The 26,231-nt window shown below is 44.3% G+C and carries 13 protein-coding genes; 3 read left to right on the plus strand and 10 right to left on the minus strand.

The features are described 5' to 3' along the window. Positions 1 to 64: 64 nt before the first annotated feature. From AC1DXF_RS19495 to AC1DXF_RS19535, 9 genes are all read right to left on the minus strand, one after another. On the minus strand, positions 65 to 2,455 hold the full coding sequence (locus AC1DXF_RS19495) for an ABC transporter permease (RefSeq protein ID WP_477450373.1): 2,391 nt from the start codon (positions 2,453 to 2,455) through the stop codon (positions 65 to 67). Positions 2,456 to 2,946: 491 nt separating this feature from the next. Further along, positions 2,947 to 4,023 carry a cellulase family glycosylhydrolase gene (locus tag AC1DXF_RS19500; RefSeq protein WP_477450374.1) on the minus strand — a complete coding sequence of 359 codons (1,077 nt, stop codon included), beginning with the start codon at positions 4,021 to 4,023 and terminating at the stop codon, positions 2,947 to 2,949. An 18-nt stretch (positions 4,024 to 4,041) separates the two neighbouring features. Then, on the minus strand, positions 4,042 to 5,196 hold the full coding sequence (locus AC1DXF_RS19505) for a sialidase family protein (protein ID WP_477450375.1): 1,155 nt from the start codon (positions 5,194 to 5,196) through the stop codon (positions 4,042 to 4,044). Positions 5,197 to 5,208: 12 nt separating this feature from the next. Continuing rightward, the gene (locus AC1DXF_RS19510) at positions 5,209 to 6,252 is read right to left on the minus strand and encodes a family 43 glycosylhydrolase (RefSeq protein ID WP_477450376.1); all 1,044 of its coding nucleotides are present in this window, start codon (positions 6,250 to 6,252) and stop codon (positions 5,209 to 5,211) included. 12 nt (positions 6,253 to 6,264) lie between these two features. Continuing rightward, a complete protein-coding gene (locus tag AC1DXF_RS19515; protein WP_477450377.1) occupies positions 6,265 to 8,328 on the minus strand; it encodes a beta-L-arabinofuranosidase domain-containing protein in 2,064 nt (687 codons plus the stop codon). A gap of 166 nt (positions 8,329 to 8,494) precedes the next feature. Further along, complete coding sequence (locus tag AC1DXF_RS19520; RefSeq protein ID WP_477450378.1) at positions 8,495 to 10,336, minus strand: glycoside hydrolase family 2 protein; 1,842 nt, start codon at positions 10,334 to 10,336, stop codon at positions 8,495 to 8,497. Between the two features lie 244 nt (positions 10,337 to 10,580). Then, entirely contained in the window at positions 10,581 to 11,285 is a 705-nt protein-coding gene (locus AC1DXF_RS19525) for a DUF3823 domain-containing protein (protein ID WP_477450379.1), read from the minus strand. A gap of 20 nt (positions 11,286 to 11,305) precedes the next feature. Further along, on the minus strand, positions 11,306 to 13,198 hold the full coding sequence (locus AC1DXF_RS19530; RefSeq protein ID WP_477450380.1) for a RagB/SusD family nutrient uptake outer membrane protein: 1,893 nt from the start codon (positions 13,196 to 13,198) through the stop codon (positions 11,306 to 11,308). Between the two features lie 22 nt (positions 13,199 to 13,220). Then, the gene (locus AC1DXF_RS19535) at positions 13,221 to 16,319 is read right to left on the minus strand and encodes a SusC/RagA family TonB-linked outer membrane protein (protein WP_477450381.1); all 3,099 of its coding nucleotides are present in this window, start codon (positions 16,317 to 16,319) and stop codon (positions 13,221 to 13,223) included. Positions 16,320 to 16,612: 293 nt separating this feature from the next. Here AC1DXF_RS19535 and AC1DXF_RS19540 point away from each other — a divergent pair, with 293 nt between their 5' ends. Then, complete coding sequence (locus AC1DXF_RS19540) at positions 16,613 to 20,617, plus strand: hybrid sensor histidine kinase/response regulator transcription factor (RefSeq protein WP_477450382.1); 4,005 nt, start codon at positions 16,613 to 16,615, stop codon at positions 20,615 to 20,617. Between the two features lie 109 nt (positions 20,618 to 20,726). On the opposite strand, the gene AC1DXF_RS19545 is transcribed toward AC1DXF_RS19540, so the two are convergent. Then, complete coding sequence (locus AC1DXF_RS19545; RefSeq protein WP_477450383.1) at positions 20,727 to 22,046, minus strand: vanadium-dependent haloperoxidase; 1,320 nt, start codon at positions 22,044 to 22,046, stop codon at positions 20,727 to 20,729. Positions 22,047 to 22,280: 234 nt separating this feature from the next. Between AC1DXF_RS19545 and AC1DXF_RS19550 the strand changes: the two genes are divergently transcribed. Both AC1DXF_RS19550 and AC1DXF_RS19555 read left to right on the plus strand, forming a co-directional pair. Next, positions 22,281 to 25,844 (plus strand): VCBS repeat-containing protein, encoded by a 3,564-nt coding sequence (locus tag AC1DXF_RS19550; RefSeq protein WP_477450384.1) that lies wholly within the window; start codon positions 22,281 to 22,283, stop codon positions 25,842 to 25,844. Next, complete coding sequence (locus AC1DXF_RS19555) at positions 25,837 to 26,049, plus strand: hypothetical protein (RefSeq protein WP_477450385.1); 213 nt, start codon at positions 25,837 to 25,839, stop codon at positions 26,047 to 26,049. The genes AC1DXF_RS19550 and AC1DXF_RS19555 overlap by 8 nt, the downstream gene beginning before the upstream one ends. The last annotated feature ends 182 nt before the right edge of the window (positions 26,050 to 26,231 follow it).

The raw sequence follows: 26,231 nt of genomic DNA on the forward strand, positions 1-26,231 counted from the left end.
TTTAAATTGATTTACTTGCCACCAGACAAGCACCAATGACCAATGACTATTGACCAATGACCAATCATTCACTTTTAAGGCTCTTCGCCGGGTTAGCCGTCGCGGCTTTTATTGATTGTATGCTTACTGTAACAAGGGCTATCGCGATAGCTGCTGTGCCTGCCATGGCAAATACCCACCAGTGGATGTTGATACGGTAGGCAAAGCTTTGCAGCCATTTGCTCATGCTGTACCATGCCAATGGCGATGCCACGATAGTTGATATTAAAACCAGCTTGATTAAATCCTTTGACAACAGGCCAACGATAGAGGTTACACTTGCCCCTAATACCTTGCGGATGCCTATCTCCTTTACCCTTTGCTCGGCAGTAAAAGTCACCAGGCCAAACAGGCCAAGGCAGGCAATGCTGATGGCCAGTATGGTAAATATGAACAGGATGTTGCCTTGCTTTTGCTCTGTTTGGTATTGTTTGGCAAAGTTCTGATCAAGAAAGTGGAATTCTGCTTTGCTCGCGATATCAAAACGGCCATATACTTTACTGATGTAATCAAGCGTAGCCGGGATATTAGTTTTGGCTATCCGCACGTATAAATTATCCTCGTCGTTTGCTTTGGCCGGCATCTGTAGTACCATAGGCTCTACTTTGTGCTGTAACGAGTAGGTGTTAAAATCTTTAACAACGCCCACAATGGTTTGGGTAATTACATTACCCTTCTCATCAACACCGGTACGCACCCTTTTGCCTACGGCATCCTTCCAGCCCATTTCATTTACCAGGGTTTGGTTTACAATGATGGCTTCTTTTTGATCGGTAGCCATCGATGGCGAAAAATTGCGCCCTTTTGCCATTTTTATTTGCAGTGTAGGGATAAAATCCTCGTCAACAACCAGGTTTTCTACAATTTTCGATTCGGGGTTTATTTTACCATCGGGGCCAAGGTTAAAATCGCCGCCGCCAATGTTGTTATTACCAATGGGGTTACCGGCTATGCCAACGCTTTCTACGGCCGGGTTTTGCAGCAATTGACTTTTAAGGGCAGCTATTTTTGTACGTGCCGATTTATCGCCGATGTGAAAGGTGAGCACCTGGGCCTTGTTAAAGCCCAAATCCTTGTTCATTACAAAATTTAGCTGTTGATAAATTATACACGATCCGGCTATCATTACGATGGTAACAATAAACTGAAATATCACCAGCGATTTACGGAACAATATGGTAGCCGATTGGCTGCCCACCTGCCCTTTGATAGCAGATATAGTGCCGAAACCCGACAGGAACAACGCCGGATATAAACCGCTAAACATGCCGGTAACAAACGAGAATATGGCTAAAGCTGCAATTGTTTCGGCCTGCCCGAATTGGGTTAGTATTAATGTTTTGCCCGATAGCTGGTTAAAATAAGGCAGCGCTACTTCAATTAATACCACAGCTACAACTGTAGCAATAACCGTTAACAAAACAGATTCGGCAAAAAACATCAGCATCAATTGCTTTTTACTGGAACCAATAACCTTGCGCACTCCTATCTCTTTCATCCTCACCGATGAACGGGCTGTTGCCAGGTTTACATAATTGATAACCGCTATTACCAATATAAGCAAAGCCACAACGCCAAACACGTACACGTAGGTAATGTTACCGTTGTTGCCAATCTCGTAACCAAGGTTTGATTTTAAATGGATATCGGTAAGCGGCTGAAGCTCCAACCGGTACTTCATAGGGCCAAGGTCGGCGGTAAGATACTTTTTGTGAAACGCAACCGAACCGGCCTCTATCTTTTTAAAATCATCATGATTTTTTAGCAGCAGGTAAGTATATATGCCCGAGTTGCCCCACCTATCAGTATAACCCGATGGAAATGAGCGCAAAGCCGAAAATGTAAAATGCGAGTTTGCAGGAACATCGTCAATAACTCCTGTAACTGCGTTTTGCTGATCATTAATGGTGATTATTTTATTAAGCGCGTTACCTGCATCGCCAAAAAGTTTAACAGCCAGTGTTTTGGTTAAAACCACAGTTTGCAGCTTTGACAAGGCCGAACCGGCATCGCCTGATAAAAAGTGGTGGCTGAATATATTAAAAAAGCCATTATCGGTAAAAAGGATGCCGCCTTCATTTACCTGCTTGTCACCGTAAACTACTTTGCCACCGCCTTCTGCGTCGATACGGGCAAAATCTTCAACTTCAGGATAGTCATTTTTTAAAGTAGGGCCATAAGGTGGCGATGTAACTGCCAGGTTAAATTTGCCGCCATTCCACTCGCCATGCTGCGCAACCCTAAAAACACGATCTGCCTTTGCATGATAACGGTCATAACTCCACTCATCAGCAACATATAAACTGATAAGCCAGAAGGCCGCCACACCAATAGCCAAACCGCTTACGTTGATGATGGAAAAAACCTTGTGCTTAAGCAGGTTTCGCCAGGCTATTTTTATATAATTCCTCAACATAAGTACAACTATTTAATGTTTGCACTATTTAAATACTAAAACCCGTACCAATTACATAATAAATTAACTGTCAGTTACTTATAAAAAAACTAAAACTCACAAACCGTACGAAAGCGGACGGTAGCCGTGCACAGGCGAACAGATGTGGTTGTAAAAAGGCTTTCGTAAAAAGGGCTGTCATGGTGAGCCTGTCGAACCATAGCGGATAAAGGACTCTCCGCGAGACCCTTCGACAGGCCACCCATGAGATATCCAATTTTCCTCTCATCCTGGGGTACGAAGGATTTGCCAGCTGTGCATGACCGATAGAAAAGTTAGCGAATAGATCTTTCGTATCTCAATATGACAGTCTTCTATTTTTGTATAGTCTGAAAATTTCGCGAAATTCTGAAGGGGTGATGATAAGCCGGCGAAAGACTTAACGTTTTAAAAACTTCTAAGTCCGGGATTTTCCAATATGTCATGGTACTCCAAATCTGCACATCTGAAATCTATTTCCCCCGTCCTGTCAGACTTTTAATCAGTTCTGTTTCTTCGGTTTTATATGGCGTACCATCTTTGTGAAAAATATCGTGGAACCACAGTTTTGGTTCGGCGCCATCGGGCATTGGGGTATCCCAGGCGTAAATGGTATTAGTTTTGCCGGTTACGAAGCCCCAGTTTATGGCGCCTACATTTTCTTTTTTCAGCATGGGCAATATGGTTGCAAATGTACTGTTACGCGGGCGGGCCATATATTCGGTACAAATTAAGGGGCGGCCAATCATTTTTAGGAATTGTACTGTTTTCAGGTGATCATCAACCGGCGAATAATCGTGATAAGTAGTTACATCCGAATTAGCTATCTGGAACTTGTTTAAATCCTCTAATCCCCATGACCATACACCTGCACTTAGCGGCTGGCCTGGGTTAACCTGGCGGGCCCATTTAAATATGTTTTTAAGCAGTGGTAAACTTTTGTTCCCTTTACCGGAGTTACCTGGCTCGTTATATAAATCCCAAAGCAATACGCGCTTATCTGCCTTAAAAGTGGTTAATACGTCCTTTACGTATTTTTCCAATACGGGCGAGTTGGCCATCTCTTCAGATGCCGGCTGGCCGGGGTCCTGCGCCCAGCCCGAATTGTGGATGCCCGGTTTTGGCTCGGGTTGTTTACCTGTTTTTGGCACCTTGTTCCAGCAATCGTCAAAAAACACAAACATGGTTTTAATGCCGTGTTTGCTGGATATGGCCAGGTATTCGTTCACCCGTTTTTTAAAGCCGGCTGGATCTTGCTGCCAGGCCAGGTGGTGTAAAAACACACGCATTACATTCATGCCAATGCCCTGCGCATAGCCCAGTTCCTTATCGATAGTCTTCGGGTCGAAGGTATCGGCCTGCCACATTTCCAATTGGTTAATGGCGTTGCTGGGGATAAAATCGCTGCCTACCAGCCATTGGTTTTTGGCGTACCAGGCATTGGCTTTTTGAGGGCTCCAAACGGGTGCTGTTGCTTTTTGCTGGGCCGCCAGCTTCATGCTCAATGGCATTATTAAAGCAATGGCCAATACTTTTAATTTAGTTTGCATGTATAAGTGTTTAATAGTTTAATTCAATTTTTTATTGGTTAAATGTCCTTTTATCATCCAGATAGCGTTGCTGCCATAAGCATCTGTTGATGTTAAGGCGATAATGGTATCGTCACTAAGCACGCACAGCGAATTCCACAAGCCATGCTTGTTTAAAGGTACGATAAATGGCGTGCTTACATTTTTAAAGTTTTTTGCACTATTATCACCAACGGCCACCTGCATACAGGCCAAATCGCCATTGCTATCCCGGTTTTGAGTGCTTTGGTACGATAAAATTGTTTGCCCGCTATGCAACTGCCGCAAATAAGGTGCGCCGGCGTAAACCGCCTGCGGCAACCTGGGTGTAATGGCATAAGTGCGTTCAGTATCGCCAGGCCCAACAGTTTTTTGCCAGTTTTGCGCAATGCTGTTGCGAATGACTGAGGGCTTAAACTGGCCGCCGCCATTATCTTCGATGGAAAACACTATCTCTCTTGTCCCTTTTAACAAAACAGGCACAGGCATCCCGTCGCGATGGCCGGGCGTGAATGATACTATTTCGGGTTTCTTCGTCCAGGTGAGGCCGCCATCGAACGATCTGAAAAGCGAAATATTTTGCTCATTCGATTGTGTATAGATGCCCTCGTCAGAATAAAACAACTGAATTTCGCCGGATGGCAGCTGCAATTGCGATGGCTCCCAACAGCCATCCTCAAACCGGTAGCCCGCCTGGCATATCAAGCGTTCATCAGTCCAGGTTTTACCTTCGTCGTAACTTTTTTTGGTGACGATGGCAAAGTGTTTAGTAGTATCTGTCCCGCCATTTACTTTGTGTGGCCGGGGATTATAGGATACCAGCAACGAGTGGTCTTTCAGCTCCAAAATATCGGGTACAGCCATATTAACCCCGGCAACGGATGATGCCACTTTTACCGGTGCCAACCATGTTTTGCCCAGGTTGGTACTCACCGTACTCTGAATTCCGCCATCGCCTTCATAAACGCAAAGCAGGTAGCCGTTGCTAAGTTGTATGGCACGGGCATAGTTGCCACCACCGGCAGATACTTGTTTTAGGGTGGACTGATCCCAGAGGATATCGACTGAATTACTTGCTTTTACAGGCATTTTTTCTTGTCCACAAGCCATCAGCGGGATTAACATACCGGCAAGCCATATCTTTGTTATCCCCATTTTCATCATCCGTCAGTTTACAATATCGGCCAGCCAAAAGTTAAAGGGTTTATCCCTGTCGCACACCAAAGTGCTGCCATCAAATTCAAGTTCGGCAGCATGTATAGACGTGCGCCTGGTTGAGTAAGAATAAACCCCGTCTTTATCCAGCCCCCCGTTATCCCCATGTGTTTTACGGCCGGGGTGGGTAAAATAAATGATATAGGCATGATCGCCGCTCACCACTACATCGGCATGGGCACCCGTTGGCGTATCCTCGTTACGGTGGCCGGGTTTATCCAATATAAGGCCCTGGTGTTCCCAGGTTTGCGCATCTTTTGAACGGTACACGCGCTGGCCCTGCCATTCGTCGGTTATCATCCAGTAATAGTTTTTAAACCAGAATATCTTGGGGCCTTCGTGGGCACGCCCACCTATGGCGGGTTTATCATCAACCTTCCAATTCACCAGGTCGGTACTTTGAGCAGTCATGGTTATGCTGTTCAGCTTTTGATCTTTATACCACATATGCCATTTTCCATCGGGCAGTTTTATCAGCGTTGGGTCGATGATATTATGATCGGGCAGATGAAGAGGACCTTCATATTTCCAATCCCACAGGTTTTTACTGGTATAATGTACCAGTTGCGAATCGCCGCCCCATTGGCTGTAAACACCTTTGATGTAAACTACAAACATATGGTAAACGCCGTTTTGATAAACAACATCCGGCGCCCAGAAAGTATTCTGGCCCTGTCCGTGTTCTAAATTTAACGCGCCTTTATATACCCAGCTATGCCCATGATCTTTTGACACCGCTACACCTATAGCCGTGCCATAACAATATGCCACACCCGGCGATTGTACGTTGGCCCGGCGCTGGGTATACAGCATCGTCCACTCCTTTTCGGCACGGTTAAAAACCAATACCGGGTCGGCAGCGCCATCATAAATGGGATCGCGATACAGCGGCGATGGTGGTTGCCGGGTGATAGCCCCTTCCTTAGGCTGAGCCACAACGGTTAAACACATCGTGGCCAATGCGGTGAATGCTGTTATAAATTTAAGGCTTTTCATTAGCTGTTATATTTACTCTGCTACCGGGAACGACGAAATTCTTAACCTTGCGCCGCCCATAGGCACCAATGTTAAATTGACTGTTGGCTGTCTGGTTTTAACAGGGCTTTGAGGCAGCACACCACAAAGGCCATATTGATCAATTGCCCATCCGGGAATTTGTTTGCCCTTTGTCCTCAACTCAATCGGGGCATTGGCGTTTGTGAATGGATTGTTGTTTTTAGGCCATGCACGGTGAATAATTTCAATTGATTTCTCAGGATGTTCCTGGTCAATTACCAAACCGTAGTTCCAATCAGATGCAGCGTGAATTTCATACGACGGCCATTTTTGCGGATCGGCCGTAGGCTGCCAATGCGAATCACCCTGCGTTGTAGTGCGGCTATCTTCCCTGGTATATTGCTCATCAATTTTGAGCGAATAAGTTAGCGGACCGTAGTTTACGCTCACGCTATTCTTATTTTGCTCCCACCGGCGTACTTTTAATTGCATAGGTAAATGCAGGGTTATCTTATCGCCGTTTTTCCAGGTTTTGTCCAGTTTTATATAGTCGCCTGCGGTGGTATTTAATTTTACAGGAATGCCGTTTACCTTTACTGATGCAGCCTTACACCATTCCGGTATACGCAGGTAAAGCGGAAAAGCAACCGTTTTTGACGCATTTACTTTAAAGGTTACCTGGTCTTCAAAAGGATATTTGGTGGCCTCTACAATATTTACATTTACACCTTTGCCAACTTTTGCCGATACCTGGCCTTGAGTATACAATTGGGCTACAATGCCATTATCGGGTGTAGCCATCCAGCTATTTTCGACATAGTATACCCAGCCTGCCGCGTGGTTGTGCTGGCAGCAACGGCTGCTAAAAGGATTCATCATTAAAAACGGACCTTCATTGGCAATGCCGGGGCTGTGGTTTTTGCCATCGCTAAGCACCATGTTAGGCGCAGTTAAATACCTTAAAGAACGATAGTCGGGCATAAACGCCGCCGAAAACGTGTTGAATGCCACATCCTCGCAGTTTGATGCCCAAAAGGTATCGCCGGTTGATCCTAACAGCATTTGATCTGATGTCATTTGCTCAACCATGCCGCAGGTTTCTACAGCCTGGCGTGGGTCGTCATAACCTTTGCGGGCATTTTCATCGGCGCCAAACATACCGCCGGGTACCTGGCCATATATTTTACGGATAAGGCTAAAATCGTTATAAGTAGCAGCCAGATCCTTTGGCTCATGGCTCTGCAGGTAAAAAGTTGCCGGTTCGCGAAAGCATTGTGCTACGTTTACATTATGCCAGTTGGGCAGGTTATTGGCCTGGCGCCAGTTAGCGGTATTTTTATCCAGCTTGGCAGCCAAATCCAGCAGGAATTTATCGCCGGTGCGGTTGTACAGCCAGTAAACACTCAGCATATTATCGCCGCCACGGCTGTTTTCCCAGTAATCTTCTAAAAACTGATCATCGGGCACCGATAGTTCATACTTAAAATATTTGGTCATGAACGGGATAACCCTCGGATCTTTAGTGTACTCATAGTACGATTGCAGGCACCAAAGCATCGGCATGTTTGTCCACAGGTCGCGGTTACCTTTATTGATACGGGCCGGGCCAAAATCGCCGTTATCGCGCTGGTTATTTAATACCGCATCAATCCAGAATTTGGCTTCTTTAATAATCTTTTGATCGCCCAGCATATAGCCAATGTTGGCGTAGCCTTTTAACCAGTAAGGTAATTCTTCCCATCCATATTCGCCTTTACCTTCTTTATTTAGCCAGGCGTTGTTAGTTTTTGATAGCCAAACACTTATTTCGCCCAGGTTACCGGTAAGGCCATCACGCTGTAACTCCAACGCTTTTTTTAGCCAGCCGCCTGCTTTAATGCTGCCTACCGGCAGTTTGGTAAAATATTCGTGCTGCAGTGGCGCCCGGTTATTAACGTAATTGGTATTCATCTGCCGGTTATTAACCTTTGCTACTACCGATGCCTTTACTGCTTGTGCCGATGCTGTATAAATATTGCCGCATGCAGCTAATGCAATTAAGCAAAAGCCTGTCCCTATCTTATTGAAATTACTCATATTAAGTATATTAGCCTCACCCTGCCCTCTCCAAAGGAGAGGGTTCTAAAATTTTATTTCTGCGAATTAAGTTATCTCCGTTTTAAGAGAATTATTCACGCTTTTTTTTGTTGTTTGTACTCGTGGATAGCTACACAGTTTAGCGCTGCTAAATCGTTACTATCATTTATTTCACTAACGCCGGGTCGTAAAGTTTCACGTTTTCTTTGTGTAACAAATCCACAGGCATTTTAATCACTTTACGATCATAAGTCATAAAACCGTTTACCTCTCCTTCTACATCGGTGGTTTGGGTATACACAGCTGCCGAAAGGCCAAGTTTTATAAGTTCCTGTAACCTATCGGTAAAAGTGATGTATCGTTTTAGCAGGTCGTCGCCGTTCTTAAAGTTCTGGTAACCCCAGTTTTTGTTGGCTTGCCAGGTATGCCCGTCAACAGGCCAGCCAAGGCCGCCAAACTCGCCCAGTACCACGGCTTTGGTTTTACCAAAAATCTCGGGCCGCGGCATTGCAGGGTGCGGGTAATTGTGCAAATCCACCATGTTTCCGGTATCGTAAAAATTCCCCCCGCTGGCACTGTTCACCAGGCGCGATGGATCTTTTTTCATCGTCCATTCTGTAATTTCAACTGTTTTAAATTGTCCCCAGGCTTCGTTAAATGGTGTCCATACCACAATACAGGGGTAGTTGTACAATGAGTTGATGATGGCGTTCCACTCCTTGCGGTAATAATCTTCAGATTCGGGCGTGCGTTGCTGGTCGGTAGCTTTATCCAACACGCCTGGGCGGTTTTCCCAGTGGTTACCCAAATCGCCGCTTGGCATATCCTGCCAAAGCAGCATACCTGTTTTATCGCAGTAATTGTAATAGCGGGCAGGCTCAACCTTAATGTGCTTACGTATCATGTTAAAGCCCATGGCTTTTAACTGGTCAATATCGTAGCTCATGGCCTCGTAAGTTGGCGGGGTATACAAACCATCGGGCCACCAGCCCTGGTCAAGCGGGCCGTATTCAAATACAAACTTGTTGTTCAGCAACATGCGCTGCACGCCATTGGCATCGGCACCAAGCGAAATTTTGCGCATAGCAAAATAGCTTTTTACCTCATCAACCGGCTTACCCTTGCGGATAACGGCCACCTGCAAATCGTACAGGAAAGGATCTGTTGTCGACCATAATTTTTCGTCCTTTATATCCAAAACAGCGGCAGCACCTGCATCAACTATTTTTTCGTCAACTTTGGTTTTGCCGTCCCATGCCGATATTTTTAGTTGGTCGCCGGGCTGGTTATCGGTTACTTCGGCCGAAACAGTTAATGTATGATTATCAATATCGGGGGTTTGTTTGGTGGCTTCAATATGCGTTTTGGCAACGCCCTCCAGCCAAACGGTTTGCCATATACCGGTTACAGGCGTGTACCAGATCCCTTCGGGATTTTTTACCTGTTTACCGCGTGGCTGCGGGCCATCATCTGTGGGATCCCACACACTCACTTTAATTTCTTGTTTGGCACCGCCTTTTAAATAAGGGGTGATATTGAAGGTAAAGGGATCAAAGCCCCCTTCGTGTTTGCCGGCGCTTACACCGTTTACAAATACTTCGGTACGCCAGTCAACAGCACCAAAATGCAGTAATACATCTTTCCCTTTTAAGTTTTTATTGAGGGTGATGGTCGTTTTATACCATAACACGCTATCCTTCCCTACCGTTTTGCCAACGCCCGAAAGCGCGGATTCCACAGCGAAAGGAACCAATATCTTACCTTCATACTTTGCAGGGCCTGCGATACTTTTTTGTACTATGGCGTAATCCCACAATCCATTCAGGTTTTGCCAGTTACCCCTTACCAACTGCGGACGCGGATACTCCGGCAGCGGCGCTTTTGGGTCGACCTTATCGGCCCAGGGTGTGGTAATTTTTGTTTTGATAAGGTGCCAGCCGCTTTGCTGCGCATTAGCCGATAAACAGGCAGCAGTAAAAACCGCAAGGCATAAATTCAGTTTTTTCATTAGTTTTATTAGAATAAATTCATAAGTATCAAGTAATTAGTATCAAGTATCAAGATTTTATTGTGATTAAAGGTACCGTATTTGCAACTGTCTTGATACCTGATACTTGCTACTTGATACTAAATGGTAGCTGTCTTGATACCCGATACTTTCTACTAAAGGGCAGCAGTCTTGCTACTTGCTACTAACTACTTGATACAAAAAGGGGCCGCACCGCACAGTACGACCCCAACCAATTATTAACTTAGAAGGACACTTTTGTTACAGGCGTATAGATCATATCTTCAACGCCTGCAATTTTTAGCCCAACCCGGGCAAAAACATAGTTTTGGGTAGGCGTAATAGTTGGTATATTAACAGTTAACGAAACATTGTTAAGGCCACTAACTGCCGAACCCGCCAAATCAGTCCTGGCGATACGGTTATCGCCGTTTTCGGATACAAACTGGGTTTTACCAAGGTATAAAGTAACACGTTCAATATCCTTTGCATCAACGCCGGCAATAACTTTCTCGATATTAAATACCGCTGTTACCTTTTTACTGGCAGTGGTAAACTTTGCCTCACGTAACATGTAATAGGGTGTTACTTCAATATCTATAGTTTGATTGCCGCTTAAGTTTATGGCAACAGTATCACGTTTTCCGGGACTAAGTTCCTTCCATAAAAACGGACCCTGGTTGGCGGGCATGGTAAATTTATAATTACCATTGAACAGCAACAACGAGTAAGCGCCTTCCTGGTCAAAAAATCCCCTGATTGATCCGGACTTGCCGAATCCAGGCTGATAAATATCGAAAGGCACCTGGTTGGTTTCAACATTAATATTATCTCCTTTGTAGGTTAAATGCCCTTTTAGCGTTACCGATGGCGCGTCGTAGTTATCCTTCTTACAGCCCGTGGTTGCAAGTAAGAGCGTTATTATGATATGATGAAATTTTATTTTCATGATGTTATTTTAATTAATACCTATTGATTTGGTTGTTTAACGATTTTCGGATTTTTCGAGATAACGTCATCCGAAATTTGTGAATAATAATTACCAAACTGGAACCTGTTTGAGCCCGTAACCGGACTTGGTTTTACCTCTTTAAAAATCCATTTGCCGTTATTGGCATTGCCCGGGTTGTAATATTTATATGGCCACAAACCAAAAGGCTGGGTATTGTGTTTTTTAGCATTGCCAATATTGCTTACCAAATCGGCAACGTCCATGGTATTACCATCCCAAACAATGTGGGCCAGCCTCCAGCGTTTCATATCAAACAAGGTATGCCCTTCAAAAGCAAGCTCAACACGGCGTTCGTGTACTATCCTGTCAAAATAATTAGCCGGGGTTAATACAAGCGGTGTGGTAAGGCCCGCCCTTGCACGTACCTGGTTAATATAAATTGAAGCTGTAGCATAATCGCCCAGCTCGGCAGATGCCTCAGCCGCGTTTAACAAAACTTCGGCGTAACGATAGCGGATGAAGTTAACATCACTACCACGGCCACGACGGCCGGAGCCTACAGTAGGATCAAGGTATTTGCGGATATAAAAACCTGTTTGTGTCCGAAACTCGGCACCGTTAACCGGGCCATCTTTTCCTACAACCTGCACGCGGCCTAAGCCTGGTACCTCCTGTAATTGTGTGGCATCGCCGCTGCTGATAACAGTTCCGTTAGCCAACTGGTAACCGGCCATTACATCGGTACGTTTTCCTTTAAACAAACCGTTTGGCAACAGCACCGTGCCGGCAAGCCTGGCATCTCGGCCAGCAAATATATCTAACTGGCTGGCATAATAAATAGGATCGCCTGAGCCATCTTTAGTAGCCATAGGCGCATAAGTATTATCCAGTTTTTCAAACGCTTCTACCAGGTTTAATGATGGGTTTAACCTGCCCGCATCTAAACCTTCATCTGAGATAGAAAAGGGCTGATCGTTGGTTGTAAAGCCATGTGTTTTACCACCGTTTGCTTTAAAATCTTCCACAAAGATTGATTCGGGGCTGGTTTTATCCAGGAAAAGGTTGGCAAAGTTGTCGCTCGGATCCGGAAGGGATTTGTATAACTGGTAGTTGCCCGCGCTGCCACTGATAATAGCCTTTGCAGCAGTAAGGGCTTTGGTATAGTAGCCGGTTGCCATGCTTGCAGGTATACCTACTTCGTTACCTGGCAAAGTAACCAATGGCGTTGTAGCGCCATATTTAGCAATTGAGGCGGCATATAAGGCTGCCCTTGCCTCCATGGCCAGGATAGCGCCTTTTGACGCCCTTGATTTATCGTTAACGTTGGTGGCCAGATCTTTAATCGCTTCGGCTTCGCTGATGATAAAATCATATACTTCCGATTCTTTGGCGCGTGGTATTTGCAGCGGTGTTACGTTGCCCGAAAAATCGTAATCTAATGATTTCGTGATGAGTGGTACACCGCCCATTCTTTTTACCATCTCGAAGTAAAAGTTGGCACGCAAAAACCTGCCTTCGGCAATAAAGCCATTTTTAACATCATCCGTAAGTTTGGTAGCGGCCGTAGCACGCTCAATAAACAGGTTAAGGTCCCTGATGTAGGTGTAATCATATAAACCCCATTCGCCAAAGCCCCAGCCTGTTCTTTGTACAAAGAAATAGCTTCCGTTTTCTGATGGGAATGCCTCGCTAAAATCGGTAAAGGACGACCAGCCATTGTCCAGACCAGAAAAATCTACCTGCCTGTTATAAAGATCGCCTAAGATAGACAGTACAAGCGCCGGATCTGAAAACGCTACATCAGCAGATACGATCTGCTTTGGCGGCACATCCAGGAACTCGCTGTCTTTTTTACATGCACCTGTAATTAACAGTGCTGCAAACATGGTTGTTATAGTTATTTTTTTCATTGAATTTAAACTTAAGGGATAATTAAAAGGTTAAATTAACACCGAAGTTAAGTACCTTGCTTTGAGGAAACTGAAGCCCGTTATCATCTGTTACTTCCGGATCAACCGCGTATTGTTTCAGGTTATCAAATGAAAACATGTTGTATGCGTTAACATAAAATCTCGCTTTCCTGATCTTCACCTTTGTTAACATGTTGGCCGGCAACGAATAACCTAACTCAAGCGTTCGGGCACGCAGGTATTTTACATTATGCAGCCAGTAAGTGGAGTTACGCTGGCCATTCAACTCATAATCGGCATGACCAAATCCGGGATTAACCCTGTTTGCCGGATATTTGCCCGGAACCCACGGACTGTTTACATCAAATGGATCCGAATGGTGGTACCTATCGGTAAAAATGGCATTTAAGTTGCCGTTGTTTTGGAAAGCCCAGCGTGTCTCCCAGTTCTGGAACCAGGTATAGCCGGCGCCTCCCGAAAAATCAGCATGAAAGTCAAAGCCTTTATATGCGCCGCCTAAGGTAAATCCAAAATTAATGTTGGGTTGCGTACCGTAACCAAAACCAATAGGGCGCTCGTCGTACTGGTCAATCCGTCCATCGTTATTTTGATCCTTGTACATCAAATCGCCTGGTAGCAGGGAAATATTGCCCTTACCGTCGTTGTTGATCTTGTAATTATTGATCTGTTCCTGTGACGTAAACTGGCCAATAACCTGGTAGCCCCAATCGATATGAGCATACCTGTTTGCCGCCGAGTTACGGTATTGATCGAGCGAATTGTTAAATAACGGCTTGTATTGCTGCAGATTTTTGGAACGCGAATAAGAGAAGTTACCACCAATGTTATAAGCAAAAGCGCCTATTTTGTTAGCGTAATTAAGCGATATCTCCTCACCATACTGCGCATCGCTGTTTAAATTTTCCTGCGGCAGGTCATATCCTACTTCCGAAGGCAGTACTACATCATACTTACGTGCAAGCAGGCCCGTGCGCTTACGATAAAAATAATCTACCGTACCGCTTAAATGGTTATTGAGGAAACTGAAATCGGCACCAACGTCAAATATTTTACTTTTTAGCCATGATATATTTTTGGTTACAATCCCCTTATCTCTTGAGGTTACCAGCGGGTTGCCGCCTATGATTGCCGTACCTTGATTATAGTTGTAACCGGGAATGTAGGAATAAGCACCGATCAGGTTTCTGTCATCTCCCAATACACCGTATGATGCCCTTAATTTTAGATCGTTAAGCACACTATTTTCGCCCAACAGGCTGCTAACAAAATGTTCCTGCGTAATTCTCCATCCAACAGATGCACCGGGGAAATAGCCCACACGTTTATCTGGGGCAAACAGGTATGATGCGTCGCGCCTTGCCGAAGCCTCAAAGTAATATTTATTGTCGTAATTATAGTTAAACCGACCGATGTAACCTGTACGTGCTTCTTTATCATCGCTGTCATCATACCTATCCGTTATAGGGAAATAAATAAGCGGTAAATTATTGGATACAGGTGAAGCATGCAGCCAGTTACGCAGGTGTTGTAATTCAATACGCTCGGATACGAAAGTAGCGCCTATAGTATGCTTGCCGAAGGTATTGTTGTAGTTAATTTGCCATTGGTAAGTTTTGGCAAACTCTTTACGCTGTTCGCGCTCTCTCCAAGGGTTGGTACTGCCACCGGTTACATCGTAAGTATCGGTTGCCGGCCTATAGGTATAGGCATTATAAGTATACTCCTGGTTATTCAGCAAATAATCGGCAAGGTAATAGGAATATAAACCTTTAACAGTTAAACCTTTTATGCCCGGAATTTGATACTCTGCACCAAAGTTGGTTTGTAAAACGCGCCAATCGCTGTGATAAAGACCTGATAATTTTTTGTTGAGGAACGCGTAATTTGATTCGGTATGACCGATATCGTTCAAATAAGCAGGATTGTCATTGGCGTACGGACGCTCTAAGGGCGTGTTTCTTAAAACAGCATACCTGGCCAAAAAGTAGTCGTCGCCCCCCGGAACACCCGGGTTTTCGCGGGTTTCAATACGGCCGTTAATGTCTAAACTTACTTTTAAACCGGCAGCGACCTTAACCGAAACGTTTGACTGGATATTGGAACGGTTAAATTTGTACTCTTTACCTAACTGCGAGTTCTGGTACAGGTTGGTTGCCGATACATAATAGTTAACCCTATCGGTACCACCGGTAAAGTTGGCATTCACGGAGTTTTGAGGGGCGTTATTATTTGCCTTTAACACGTAATCGCGCCAGTTAAAGCTTTGATAACCTTTTTCGGTACCGGTCTTGTATTTTTCAAGCTCGGCCGGGGTTATCTGGGTTGATCCATTGCTATTTACCTCAGCTTCGGCACGGTAACGCATATAATCGTACGAGTTGGTTAACACATTGGGGAACCTGTACCAGTTTTGATAACCGGTATAAGCATCAATGTTAATGCGCGCATCACCACTACCTTTTTTGGTAGTCACCACCACAACACCGTTTGCCGCACGTACACCGTAAATAGCTGCCGAACCATCTTTTAACACCGTAATACTTTCCACGTCATTTGGAGCAAGGTTATTAAACTGGCCTTCATCCTGCTGGATACCGTCGATCACGTACAACGGCGAACCCATGTTACGGATTTGGATACTGGCGCTTGCACCAGGCCGGCCTTCGGACATTCTGAAGGTTACCCCCGGAATTTTGCCGGCCAAACCTGTACTCACCGTCGATCCGGCATGTACACGGTCGAGATCTTTACTGGTTACGCTGGAGATTGCACCGGTTATTGACTCCTTTTTTTGCGAGCCATAACCTGTAACCACCACTTCCTGCAGCGATGAGTTGGTTGCCTTCAGGCGCACCCTGATACTGGTTTGTCCGTTCAGCGGAAACTCGGTTGTTGCGAAGCCAATGTAGCTTAGTAGCAGTACGCTATTGGCATTGGGTACGGTTAAACTGAATTGCCCTTTTACATCGGTTGTTGAGCCGCCCTGAGCGCCTTTAATACGTACGGCAACGCCGGTAAGCGCTTCGCCGGTGGTATCGGTTACCGTTCCCGTTACCTTCACCTGTGCCGATGCACCAAGCGAAAAAAGCAGACAGCTCATGACGGAAAATACAACTAATGTTACTTTTTGGCACCATTTACTGGGCGGCCATTGCACGCGGGAGGGCCCCCCATGCCTGAGTAGTAAAAATTTTCTCATAAATTGATTTTTTATTGGTTAAATGTTGATTTTAAAAATGTAATGTTGACATATCTAAAATCACGATGTAAAGAAAAAGGATTTAGCGTGCTCCTTATTAACCAAATCATCTCAATAATTAGTCAAAAAGTATCAATTTTTATTCAGACGAAAACCCTTGCCCAGAATGGCTATATTTGTTTAAGCGATCGATTTTGAAACCTGCATATTTATTTTTTTTACTCTTCGTACTCCCCTTCAATATCTGTAATGCACAGCCTTATTATTTCAGGCATTACCAGGTTGAGCAGGGCTTGTCAAACAATACCGTTTACTGCAGCCTGCAGGATAAACAGGGTTTTTTGTGGTTTGGCACACGCGATGGTTTAAACCGTTTTGATGGTTATACCTTCAGGATTTTCAGGCATAATCCCAAAAACAATAAAAGTATCTGCAGCAATATGGTGCATGCCCTGGCGCTTGACCACGATGGCAACCTATGGGTTGGTACCGATGAGGGGATTGACAAATTTGATAGTAAAACAGAAAGTTTTACACGTGTAAATTCTCTTAATACCAATGGTGTGCGGAGTATTGCTTTTGACAATTACAATAACTGCTGGTACGTTGCGGGTGCTTCGCTCATCAAATACAACACCAAAACAAAACAAATTACCGATTACTTTCCGCAGCAACATTTTGAGGCAACGGGCATTGCCCAAAACAGCGATGGGGCTATATGGGTATCCACCAGCAGGGGCAGCATTGAACAAATGGACACTGTTCATAATTCATTTAAAAGCTACAGCATAACCAGCCACTCCAAATGGGCGCCATCAAATTTTGTCGAAAAAATATTTAGTGCTGGTAATAACAAAATATTTATAGCTACAACAAGCCAGGGCTTTAAGGATTTTGACTGCGCAACCGGCGCGTACCGCGACCTGTTAACCTATAACAAAAACAAAACCGAGATATATGTAAGGGATTTTACTAAATATGCCGAGCACGAATTTTGGCTGGCTACAGAATCGGGCATATTTATTTATGATGATGTGCATGGCACTTTTTTGAACCTCCGGAAGAAATATAATGACCCGTATTCCATATCTGATAATGCTGTTTACACTTTATGCCACGACATGGAAGGTGGTATGTGGGCAGGCACCTATTTTGGTGGTGTAAACTATTACCCCAAACAATATTCAACCTTTAATAAATTTTACCCAGGCGACGAGAAAAACTCGCTCAAGGGCAATGTTGTGCGCGAAATTTGCAAAGACGATTATGGCAATCTGTGGATGGGTACCGAAGATAATGGCCTGAACAAGCTGAGCGCCGATAAACATACCTGGACACATTACCTTCCCGGTGGCAACACAGATATAACTAATACTAACATTCATGGACTAATTGCCGACGGGAAAAATCTTTTTATAGGCACATTTGAGCGCGGCCTGGATATTATGGATATCCCCACCGGGAAAGTAGTAAAAGTTTACATAGCCGGAAAAGATAGCAAAACGTTAAAAAGTAATTTTGTAATATGTTTCCGCAAAACGCGCGACGGCAATATATATATTGGTGCTACCAGAGGCTTTTACCTGTACAACCGCAAGGAGAAAGACTTTACGCTGATTGATAAAATACCTGTCTGGGATTTTATTTACGACATTGTTGAAGATCGTGCCGGGATGCTTTGGATTGCCACGGTGCGCGATGGTATTTACCGGTATGATCCTATACAAGACACCAGCTATCATGTGCCCTATAATTACCCGGTAAAAAATGCGCTAAATGGTATTACTGTAAACGGGGCGTTTGAAGATAGTAACCACATTTTATGGTTTGCAACCGATGGCCTTGGCTTATGGCGACATGACCCGGTAAAAAACGATTTTAAATTTTACGATCTGGACAATGGCTTTCCCAGTAATTATGTGTTCCGGATGCTGGAGGATGATCATAAAAACCTATGGGTAAGCACGTCCCGCGGCCTGGTTTGTCTTAATATAAATACCAATACAATTAAGGTATATACTAAAGCCAATGGGTTGCTAAGCGATCAGTTTAACTACAACTCGGCATTTAAGGATACCGATGGCACTATGTATTTTGGCTGTGTTAAGGGCATGATAAGTTTTAACCCGGCCGGCTTTAACAATAACAACTACGTAGCCCCGGTATATATAACAGGTTTCCAGGTTCATAATAAAGAAATCACGGTAAAAGGGGCCGATTCCCTGCTTAGCCAGTCAATCATCTACACAAAAAAAATAAATTTAAATTACAACCAGTCTTCCTTTAGTATTGATTTTGCCGCTTTAAGCTATCCATCGCCCGAGATGACCCAGTATAAGTACACCATGAAGGGGCTTGACAAGGGCTGGACCGATTTAAAGCGAAACCGGAAAGTATACTTTACACAGCTACAGCCCGGCCATTATACTTTTATAGTGAAGGCCGCCAATAACAATGGTGTTTGGACCACCAAAGAAACCACGCTTGAAATAAACATAGCGCCGCCTTTTTGGGCAAGCATATGGGCTTATATCCTGTATGCAATGCTGGTTATTTTTATTTGCTATTACCTGCTAAGCCAATACCATAACCGCAACAAACAGCGCAATAAACGGTTGATAGAGATACTGGAGAGCGATAAAGAAAAGCAGATATATAATGCAAAAATTGAATTTTTCACCAATGTGGCCCATGAAATACGTACTCCCCTAACCCTCATTAAAGGGCCTATGGAAAAGGTGATCAAAAGATCGGAGCATGTGCCCGAAATTCAGAATAACCTGAAAATCATGGAGAAAAACACCAACCGGCTGCTTGATCTTACAAACCAGCTGCTTGATTTCAGGAAAACAGAAACCAATGGCTTTAGCCTGAGCTTTGTAAAAACAAACATTGCCGATTTGCTGGCCGATATATTTTTGAGGTTTAAGCCCCTGGCCGAACAAAAGGGGCAACAATATACCTTGTTGAGTATTGATAAAACCCGTTACGCCTACGTTGATATTGAGGCTTTTACCAAAATAATAAGTAACCTCATTAACAATGCCATCAAATACGGCGAAAACGCGATAGAAGTGGAATTATTAAAATCAGAACCGGGCGATAATACATTTACCATCGAAATAAGGAACAACGGCTACATTGTACCCTATGAAATGCGCGAAAAGATTTTTGAGCCATTTTTCAGGATGAAGGAATCAGAAAAGCAAATTGGTACGGGGATAGGTCTTTCGCTTTCACGTTCACTTGCCGAACTGCATAAAGGTTTACTAGCATTGAATAAATCCATCAACGACTTTAATATTTTTAACCTGACCTTACCTATTCACCAGGAAAAAGAATTTGACCTGCACACTACTCCCGGCGATTATGAACTAACCGATATTATTAAAGAAGAAAATTTTGACTTTATGAAACCGATTATACTTTTAGTGGATGACAATCCCGAGATCCTTGATTTTATTTCGGATGACCTGGGCGATAAATACGCTGTAATAAAAGCACTTAACGGCCAGGAAGCATTGGATATGATAGAAATTGAAAACATTCAGCTTATCATAAGCGATGTAATGATGCCAGGCATTGATGGCTTTGAATTATGCAAACGCATCAAAACCACATTTGATTACAGCCACATTCCTATCATATTGCTCACGGCCAAAAACACCCTGCAAAGCAAAATAGAAGGCCTGGAAGTAGGCGCGGATGCCTATATCGAAAAACCGTTTTCGCCAGAGCATTTGCAGGTGCAAATAGCCAATTTGCTTATTAACCGCAATAAAATTAAAGATCATTTTGCAAGTTCGCCGCTGGCAAATATTAAAACCATGGCCTACTCCAAACCGGATGAAAGCTTTTTGGATAAGCTTAACGCTGTAATTAACCACAACATTCAAAACCCCGACCTTGATGTGGAGCATATTGCCAGCCTGATGAACATGAGCAAGCCTACGTTGTACCGTAAAATTAAAGCTATATCCAACTTAACCATCAACGAGCTTATAAATATAACCCGCCTTAAGGCTGCCGCAAAACTGTTGGAGGATGGCGATTACAAGGTTTACGAGGTTGCCAATATGGTAGGCTACAGCTCACAATCGCACCTGGGCCGTAACTTTTTAAAACAATTTGGCACTACCCCTACCGAGTATCAACAAAACAAAAAGAACCTGAAGATTATTAATTATAGTATCAAGTAGTAAGTATCAAGATTTTTGACTTACTACTTGATACTAAACAAGGTAGCGGTCTTGATAATTGATACTAAACAAGGCAGCTGTCTTGATACTTGATACTTACTGCTTGATACTACTCACGTGTCTTTAGCTTGTTGATCGCGAAGTTTCCGATACGCCTCCCTTCATCAACGCCATTTACAATAGATGGCATATAGTGGATGCCGCCATAAAACCGGCTGATGGCCGCCTCGTCGGCCGCTGCTTTAAATGATTTAAATTTCCGTGCCGGGATGCTAAACTCCACCTCGGTAGAATCGGTAAAGGCAAAATTATCGCCAAACAGCTTGCCAAGTACAACTGCCGATGCATTTGAAACTACGCTATGCCCGCTGGTATATTCGGGGAACGGCGGGGTTTGCAGCAACGGCATCCAATTTTGATCAATGTATTGGTTAATATAGGTTTCGGGGCGAATGACCTTGCTTTTGTACTTTTCGTCCCAGCAATTTATAAAGCTATCGGCAATTACAACAGCCAGGCAGGCATAGGTCTCGGACGAACGGACGTAGTCGGCTTTTGCCTTGCGGCAAACCAGCCCCGCAATGTTTATCCAATGGCCTCCCGGCGATATTTTTTTGGTGGCAAACATGGTATGCCCATTGGTATTAACCTTAAACGGGTTATCGTCCCAATAAATAGCTATCGCGCTTTGTTCTGGTGTTAAATGTTGGCCTGCATCCCTAACGGCAACAGCCAGTTTATAAAAATAACTGGTGGGTTCCTTCGAAAAATCTACAGCTTTTGCAGGCTTAAACTGCTGTGCCGAATCCAGCAAAAATGGGCGTATTTCGTTCCAGTGCGGCTCCACACCTTTCATATAGGCCGGTGGTGTTGGCTTCCAGGTGGCGTCATCTGTTTGCACATCGTATTTTGATAATGAACGGGTATGCTTGTAATTATCCTTGCCCGCCCATTTAATGATCCGGTCGGCAATCAACTTTCCATAAGTTATCGAGTTTTGATATACGTCGTCGGGCATGCCGGTATTTTTAAATTCATCCATCAACTCCGTGTGAAAAGCCTCTATCCGGCCTTCGGACATGACCAGGATTTTCCCAACCGTTAAAATGGCATGTGCGGCGGCTAAATTGTAGCAGTATTTTTTGCCGGCTTCCGGTTTGGGGATTGAATCCAACCCTTTTACCTGTCCCGCAAGCGACAGGTAGTTTGTGTTGCCGTTACGTGCGGCCTCATACCCTGCAACGGTAATATAGGCATAGATACGACTTGCCACCGGCGGCGAATAAATATCATGCAGCATTACCTCGCTAACCTCGCGTACCGACCGATGGATGTAATTGGGATTTTCGGCTAATTTTTTCCACCCATTATTTTTATTACAGGCAAACAACAAGGCAACAGCAAAAACAGTAAAGTAAAGTTTATTCATATATGGGTTCCGATAAAATTAATAAAGGTTAATTGGCCCGGATAGGGTATCCATCAAAGCTAACAGTAAATCCATAAACATATATTGAGCGATACAATTTGACGAAATATTGAGATGATTTGCAGAATCGGTTATATCAAAATCCATTTTCTTTACGTGCGCTTACTGTATAGCATTCAGTAACTTAAAGCTCGGCCAAAGCATAAACCATTATTAAATTTTCATTGTAATTACATGATAAAACCTCTACTCATTAAGTTTAAACTCCCCCTTGTACTATTGTTTTTTTTAGCGGCCGGCTGCTCGCGCAAACAGGACGGTCCTACCCTTTTTAAACTATTAGATGCATCGCAAACCGGCATCGATTTTAAGAACACCCTGAGCCCAAGCGATAGTATCAACATTCTTAACCATCCTTATTTGTACAACGGCGGCGGCGTAGGCATAGGCGATTTTAATAACGATGGCCTGCCCGACGTTTATTTTGCAGGCAACATGGTGGCCAACAAGCTATTCCTCAACAAAGGCGATTTAAAATTTACTGATATAACCAACACAGCCTGCGTTGATGGCGAAGGCAAATGGAGCGCGGGTGTATCTGTTGTAGATATTAATAGCGACGGCAAAATGGATATTTACGTTTGCGCGTCGTTTAAATCAACTCCCGAACAGCGCCGTAACATGCTGTACATTAACCAGGGCAACAATAAAGATGGTATACCCACTTTTAAAGATGAAGCAAAGGCGTACGGATTAGATGATAACGGCTACAGCACACAGGCCATTTTTTTTGACTACGACCATGATGGCGACCTGGACATGTACCTGCTAACCAACTTTTTAGGCAAAACCACTCCTGTGGCCTATCGCCCTAAACTGACTGATGGCAGCGCCGAAAATAACGACCGACTGTACCGCAATAACAGTAACGGCACCTTTAGCAATGTTACTAAAGAGGCAGGAATTTTAATTGAGGGTTTTGGCAACTCGGTATCGGTAACTGATATCAACAACGATGGTTGGCCTGATATTTATGTAGGCAATGATTTTATATCAAACGATGTGCTATACATCAACAATAAAAACGGAACATTTACCAACCGCGCAGGCGAATACTTTAAACATACCGGCTGGTCGGTAATGGGGTCGGATATGGTAGACATCAATAACGACGGCCTGCCCGACCTGGTATCGTTAGAGATGCTGCCAGAAGAAAATGTGCGTAAAAAAACCATGCTGATGGGCGATAACTACATTACCTACATCAACAACAAAAAGTTTAATTACGAGCATCAATACATTCGTAACGTATTGCAATTAAACCAGGGACAAACGCCGCTGGGGCACACCCAGTTCAGCGAAATAGCCTACATGGCAGGCATCTACCAAACCGACTGGAGCTGGACGCCCTTAGTGGCCGATTTTGATAACGATGGCTACCGCGATATGGTGATTACCAACGGCTACCCACGAGACGTAACCGACCTTGACCATGCCCTTTACAGTAACGACCAGGGCCGTACTGTAAAGGAAAACCGCACGCTGGCTGCGGCCGACTCGTTCCCGGTTGTTAAAACGGCCAGTTATGCTTTTAAAAACCAGGGCGGTTATATGTTTGCCGATCAGTCGAAAAACTGGGGTATTGTTAAGCCAACTTTTTCGACCGGCGGCGTTTATGCCGATCTTGATAACGATGGCGACCTTGACCTGGTGATCAACAATATTGATGACGATGCCTTTGTTTACGAAAACAAGCTGAATAGCAAAACACAGGTAGATAAAACGCACCATTACCTCACCGTTAAACTAACTGGTGATAGTAAAAACCTTGATGGTATTGGTGCAACCCTGCGTATTTACTACCAGGGCAAGCAGCAATTTTACGATCAGCAACCCTGCCGCGGCTATATGAGCACCGATGATGCCAAAGCACATTTCGGTATCGGCACAGCCAATGAGATTGATTCATTGCGCATCCGCTGGGCCGATGGCAAAACCGAATTGGTAAAAAATATCAAGGCAAATCAAACTATCAACCTGCTATACAAAAACGGTTCGGGCAATTACAGTCCGCAACTTCCGGTGGAGCGTACACCGGTATTCCAATCAGCAGCAAGCCAATTGGGTATCAAATATGTGCACCAGGAAAAAGATGCCATCGACTATAACATCCAGCCAACACTCCCGCATAAACTAAGCCAATACGGGCCATCAATAGCTGTGGGCGATATTGATAACAACGGCTATGATGATTTTTATATCGGCGGATCGGCAGGCAATAAAGGCGTATTTTTTATGCAGGGTGCCGACGGTAAGTTTACGATGGACAATAACCGTTTTTTAAACGATAGTTTCAAGGAAGAAGAAGATATGGGCGCACTGTTGTTTGATGCCAATGGCGATGGCTTCCTTGATTTATATGTAGTTAGCGGCAGCTATGAATTCCCGAAAGACCATACCAGCGCACAAGACCGTTTGTATATAAACAATGGCAAGGGGCAGTTTACCAAAAGCTTTGGCGCAGTGCCGGTTGAGTACGATAATGGCTCCTGCGTACGGGCTGCCGATTTTGACCGCGATGGAGACCTTGACCTGTTTGTAGGCGGGCGGTCTGTTTCGGGAGCTTACCCATCATCGCCGGTGACCCATATTTTCAGGAATGATGGCGGCAAATTTACCGACGTAGCCGCCCAGCTTTGCCCCGAACTGGTTCGCGGCGGGATGATTACCGATGCGCTATGGTCTGATTTTGATAGCGACGGCCTTGTTGACCTGGTTGTGGTTGGCGAGTGGATGCCGGTAAGCTTCTACAAAAATACCGGTAATGGTTTTACGAAACTTAAAACAGGAATTGACGACCACGTTGGCTGGTGGAACAGTATTGTTTCCGGTGATTTTAATAACGATGGCCAGGTGGATTATGTGGCCGGCAACCTGGGCCAAAATTCAAATTACAAAGCGACTTTTGCACAACCAATGACCATTATGGGTAAAGACCTTGATGGCAACGGCTCATTCGACTCTATGATATTTTGCTACATGAAGGCCGGGGACGGTTTGCAAAAACCCTTCCCAATGCACACCCGCGACGATTTGATAAGTCAGCTGATATCTATCCGTAAAAAATACCCAAGCTATCGGGGCTTCGGCAAAGCTACCATGGACGATTTATGGAACGACAAAGACAAAGAAAACGCGGTGATCATGAAAGCCACCGATATGAACACCAGCTTTATTACCAATAAAGGAAACGGCAAATTTACAATAAGCCCTATGCCATTAGGCACACAAATGGCACCCGTGTACGGCATGGTTGCCGAAGACATTGACCAGGACGGCAACCTGGACCTGGTAATGGCAGGTAACGACTTTGGCATGGAGCCCTTTACCGGCCGACATGATGCCTTCATGGGCTTGTACTTGAAAGGTAATGGCAAAGGCGGCTTCGCTCCCCTATCTGTGGCTAAAAGCGGCCTGTTTATTAACGGCGATGCCAAGGGATTGGCCACCATACAATCCGCCAAGGGAGGCGACGTTTTAGTTGCCACGCAAAACCAGGATAGCCTGAAGGTTTACCGTCAAAGCAGTATTGGTATTAAGTCTAAAAAGTACATCAAGCTAAAAGCAGATGATTTTTACGCCGATATCACTTATAAAAACGGCAGCAAAAAAAGGGTGGAATTTTATTATGGTTCAACTTACTTGTCGCAATCATCGCGTAGCTTGCAGGTTGACGCCAATGTAGTGAGGGTTACGATAACCGGTTATGGTGGCAAAAAAAGGCTGGTGAATGACTAAAGATAATGGTGACGGTTTAAACAGCCAACCTTTCGAATATCCGGCAAGTAATAGTTTAATTCAATCAGCGCCTGAGGCCGGTTATACAAAACGTTTGAAGCAATCTGGTCACCAAAGGGCTTTAGCGGGAGCAGAATTTGCCGGTGCTAAACAAATAAGGCCGAAAAACTCTCGCAGTTTTATCGGCCTTTACATCTACCTATGAAAAACAATCCTTTGAGAAGGATATTAAGTTATATTCAATTGCAATGCCAATTATTAAATACTGGTTAAAACCCATAAAACAGCACTTAATATTGCATTACATAATAGTTTGTGGAAATTACTCCACTATTATTGTGTAATAATGACACGGTTTGCAGTGGGCAGTTCTCGGTTTGCAGTAGG

Source organism: Mucilaginibacter sp. P2_A5, from assembly GCF_056404995.1.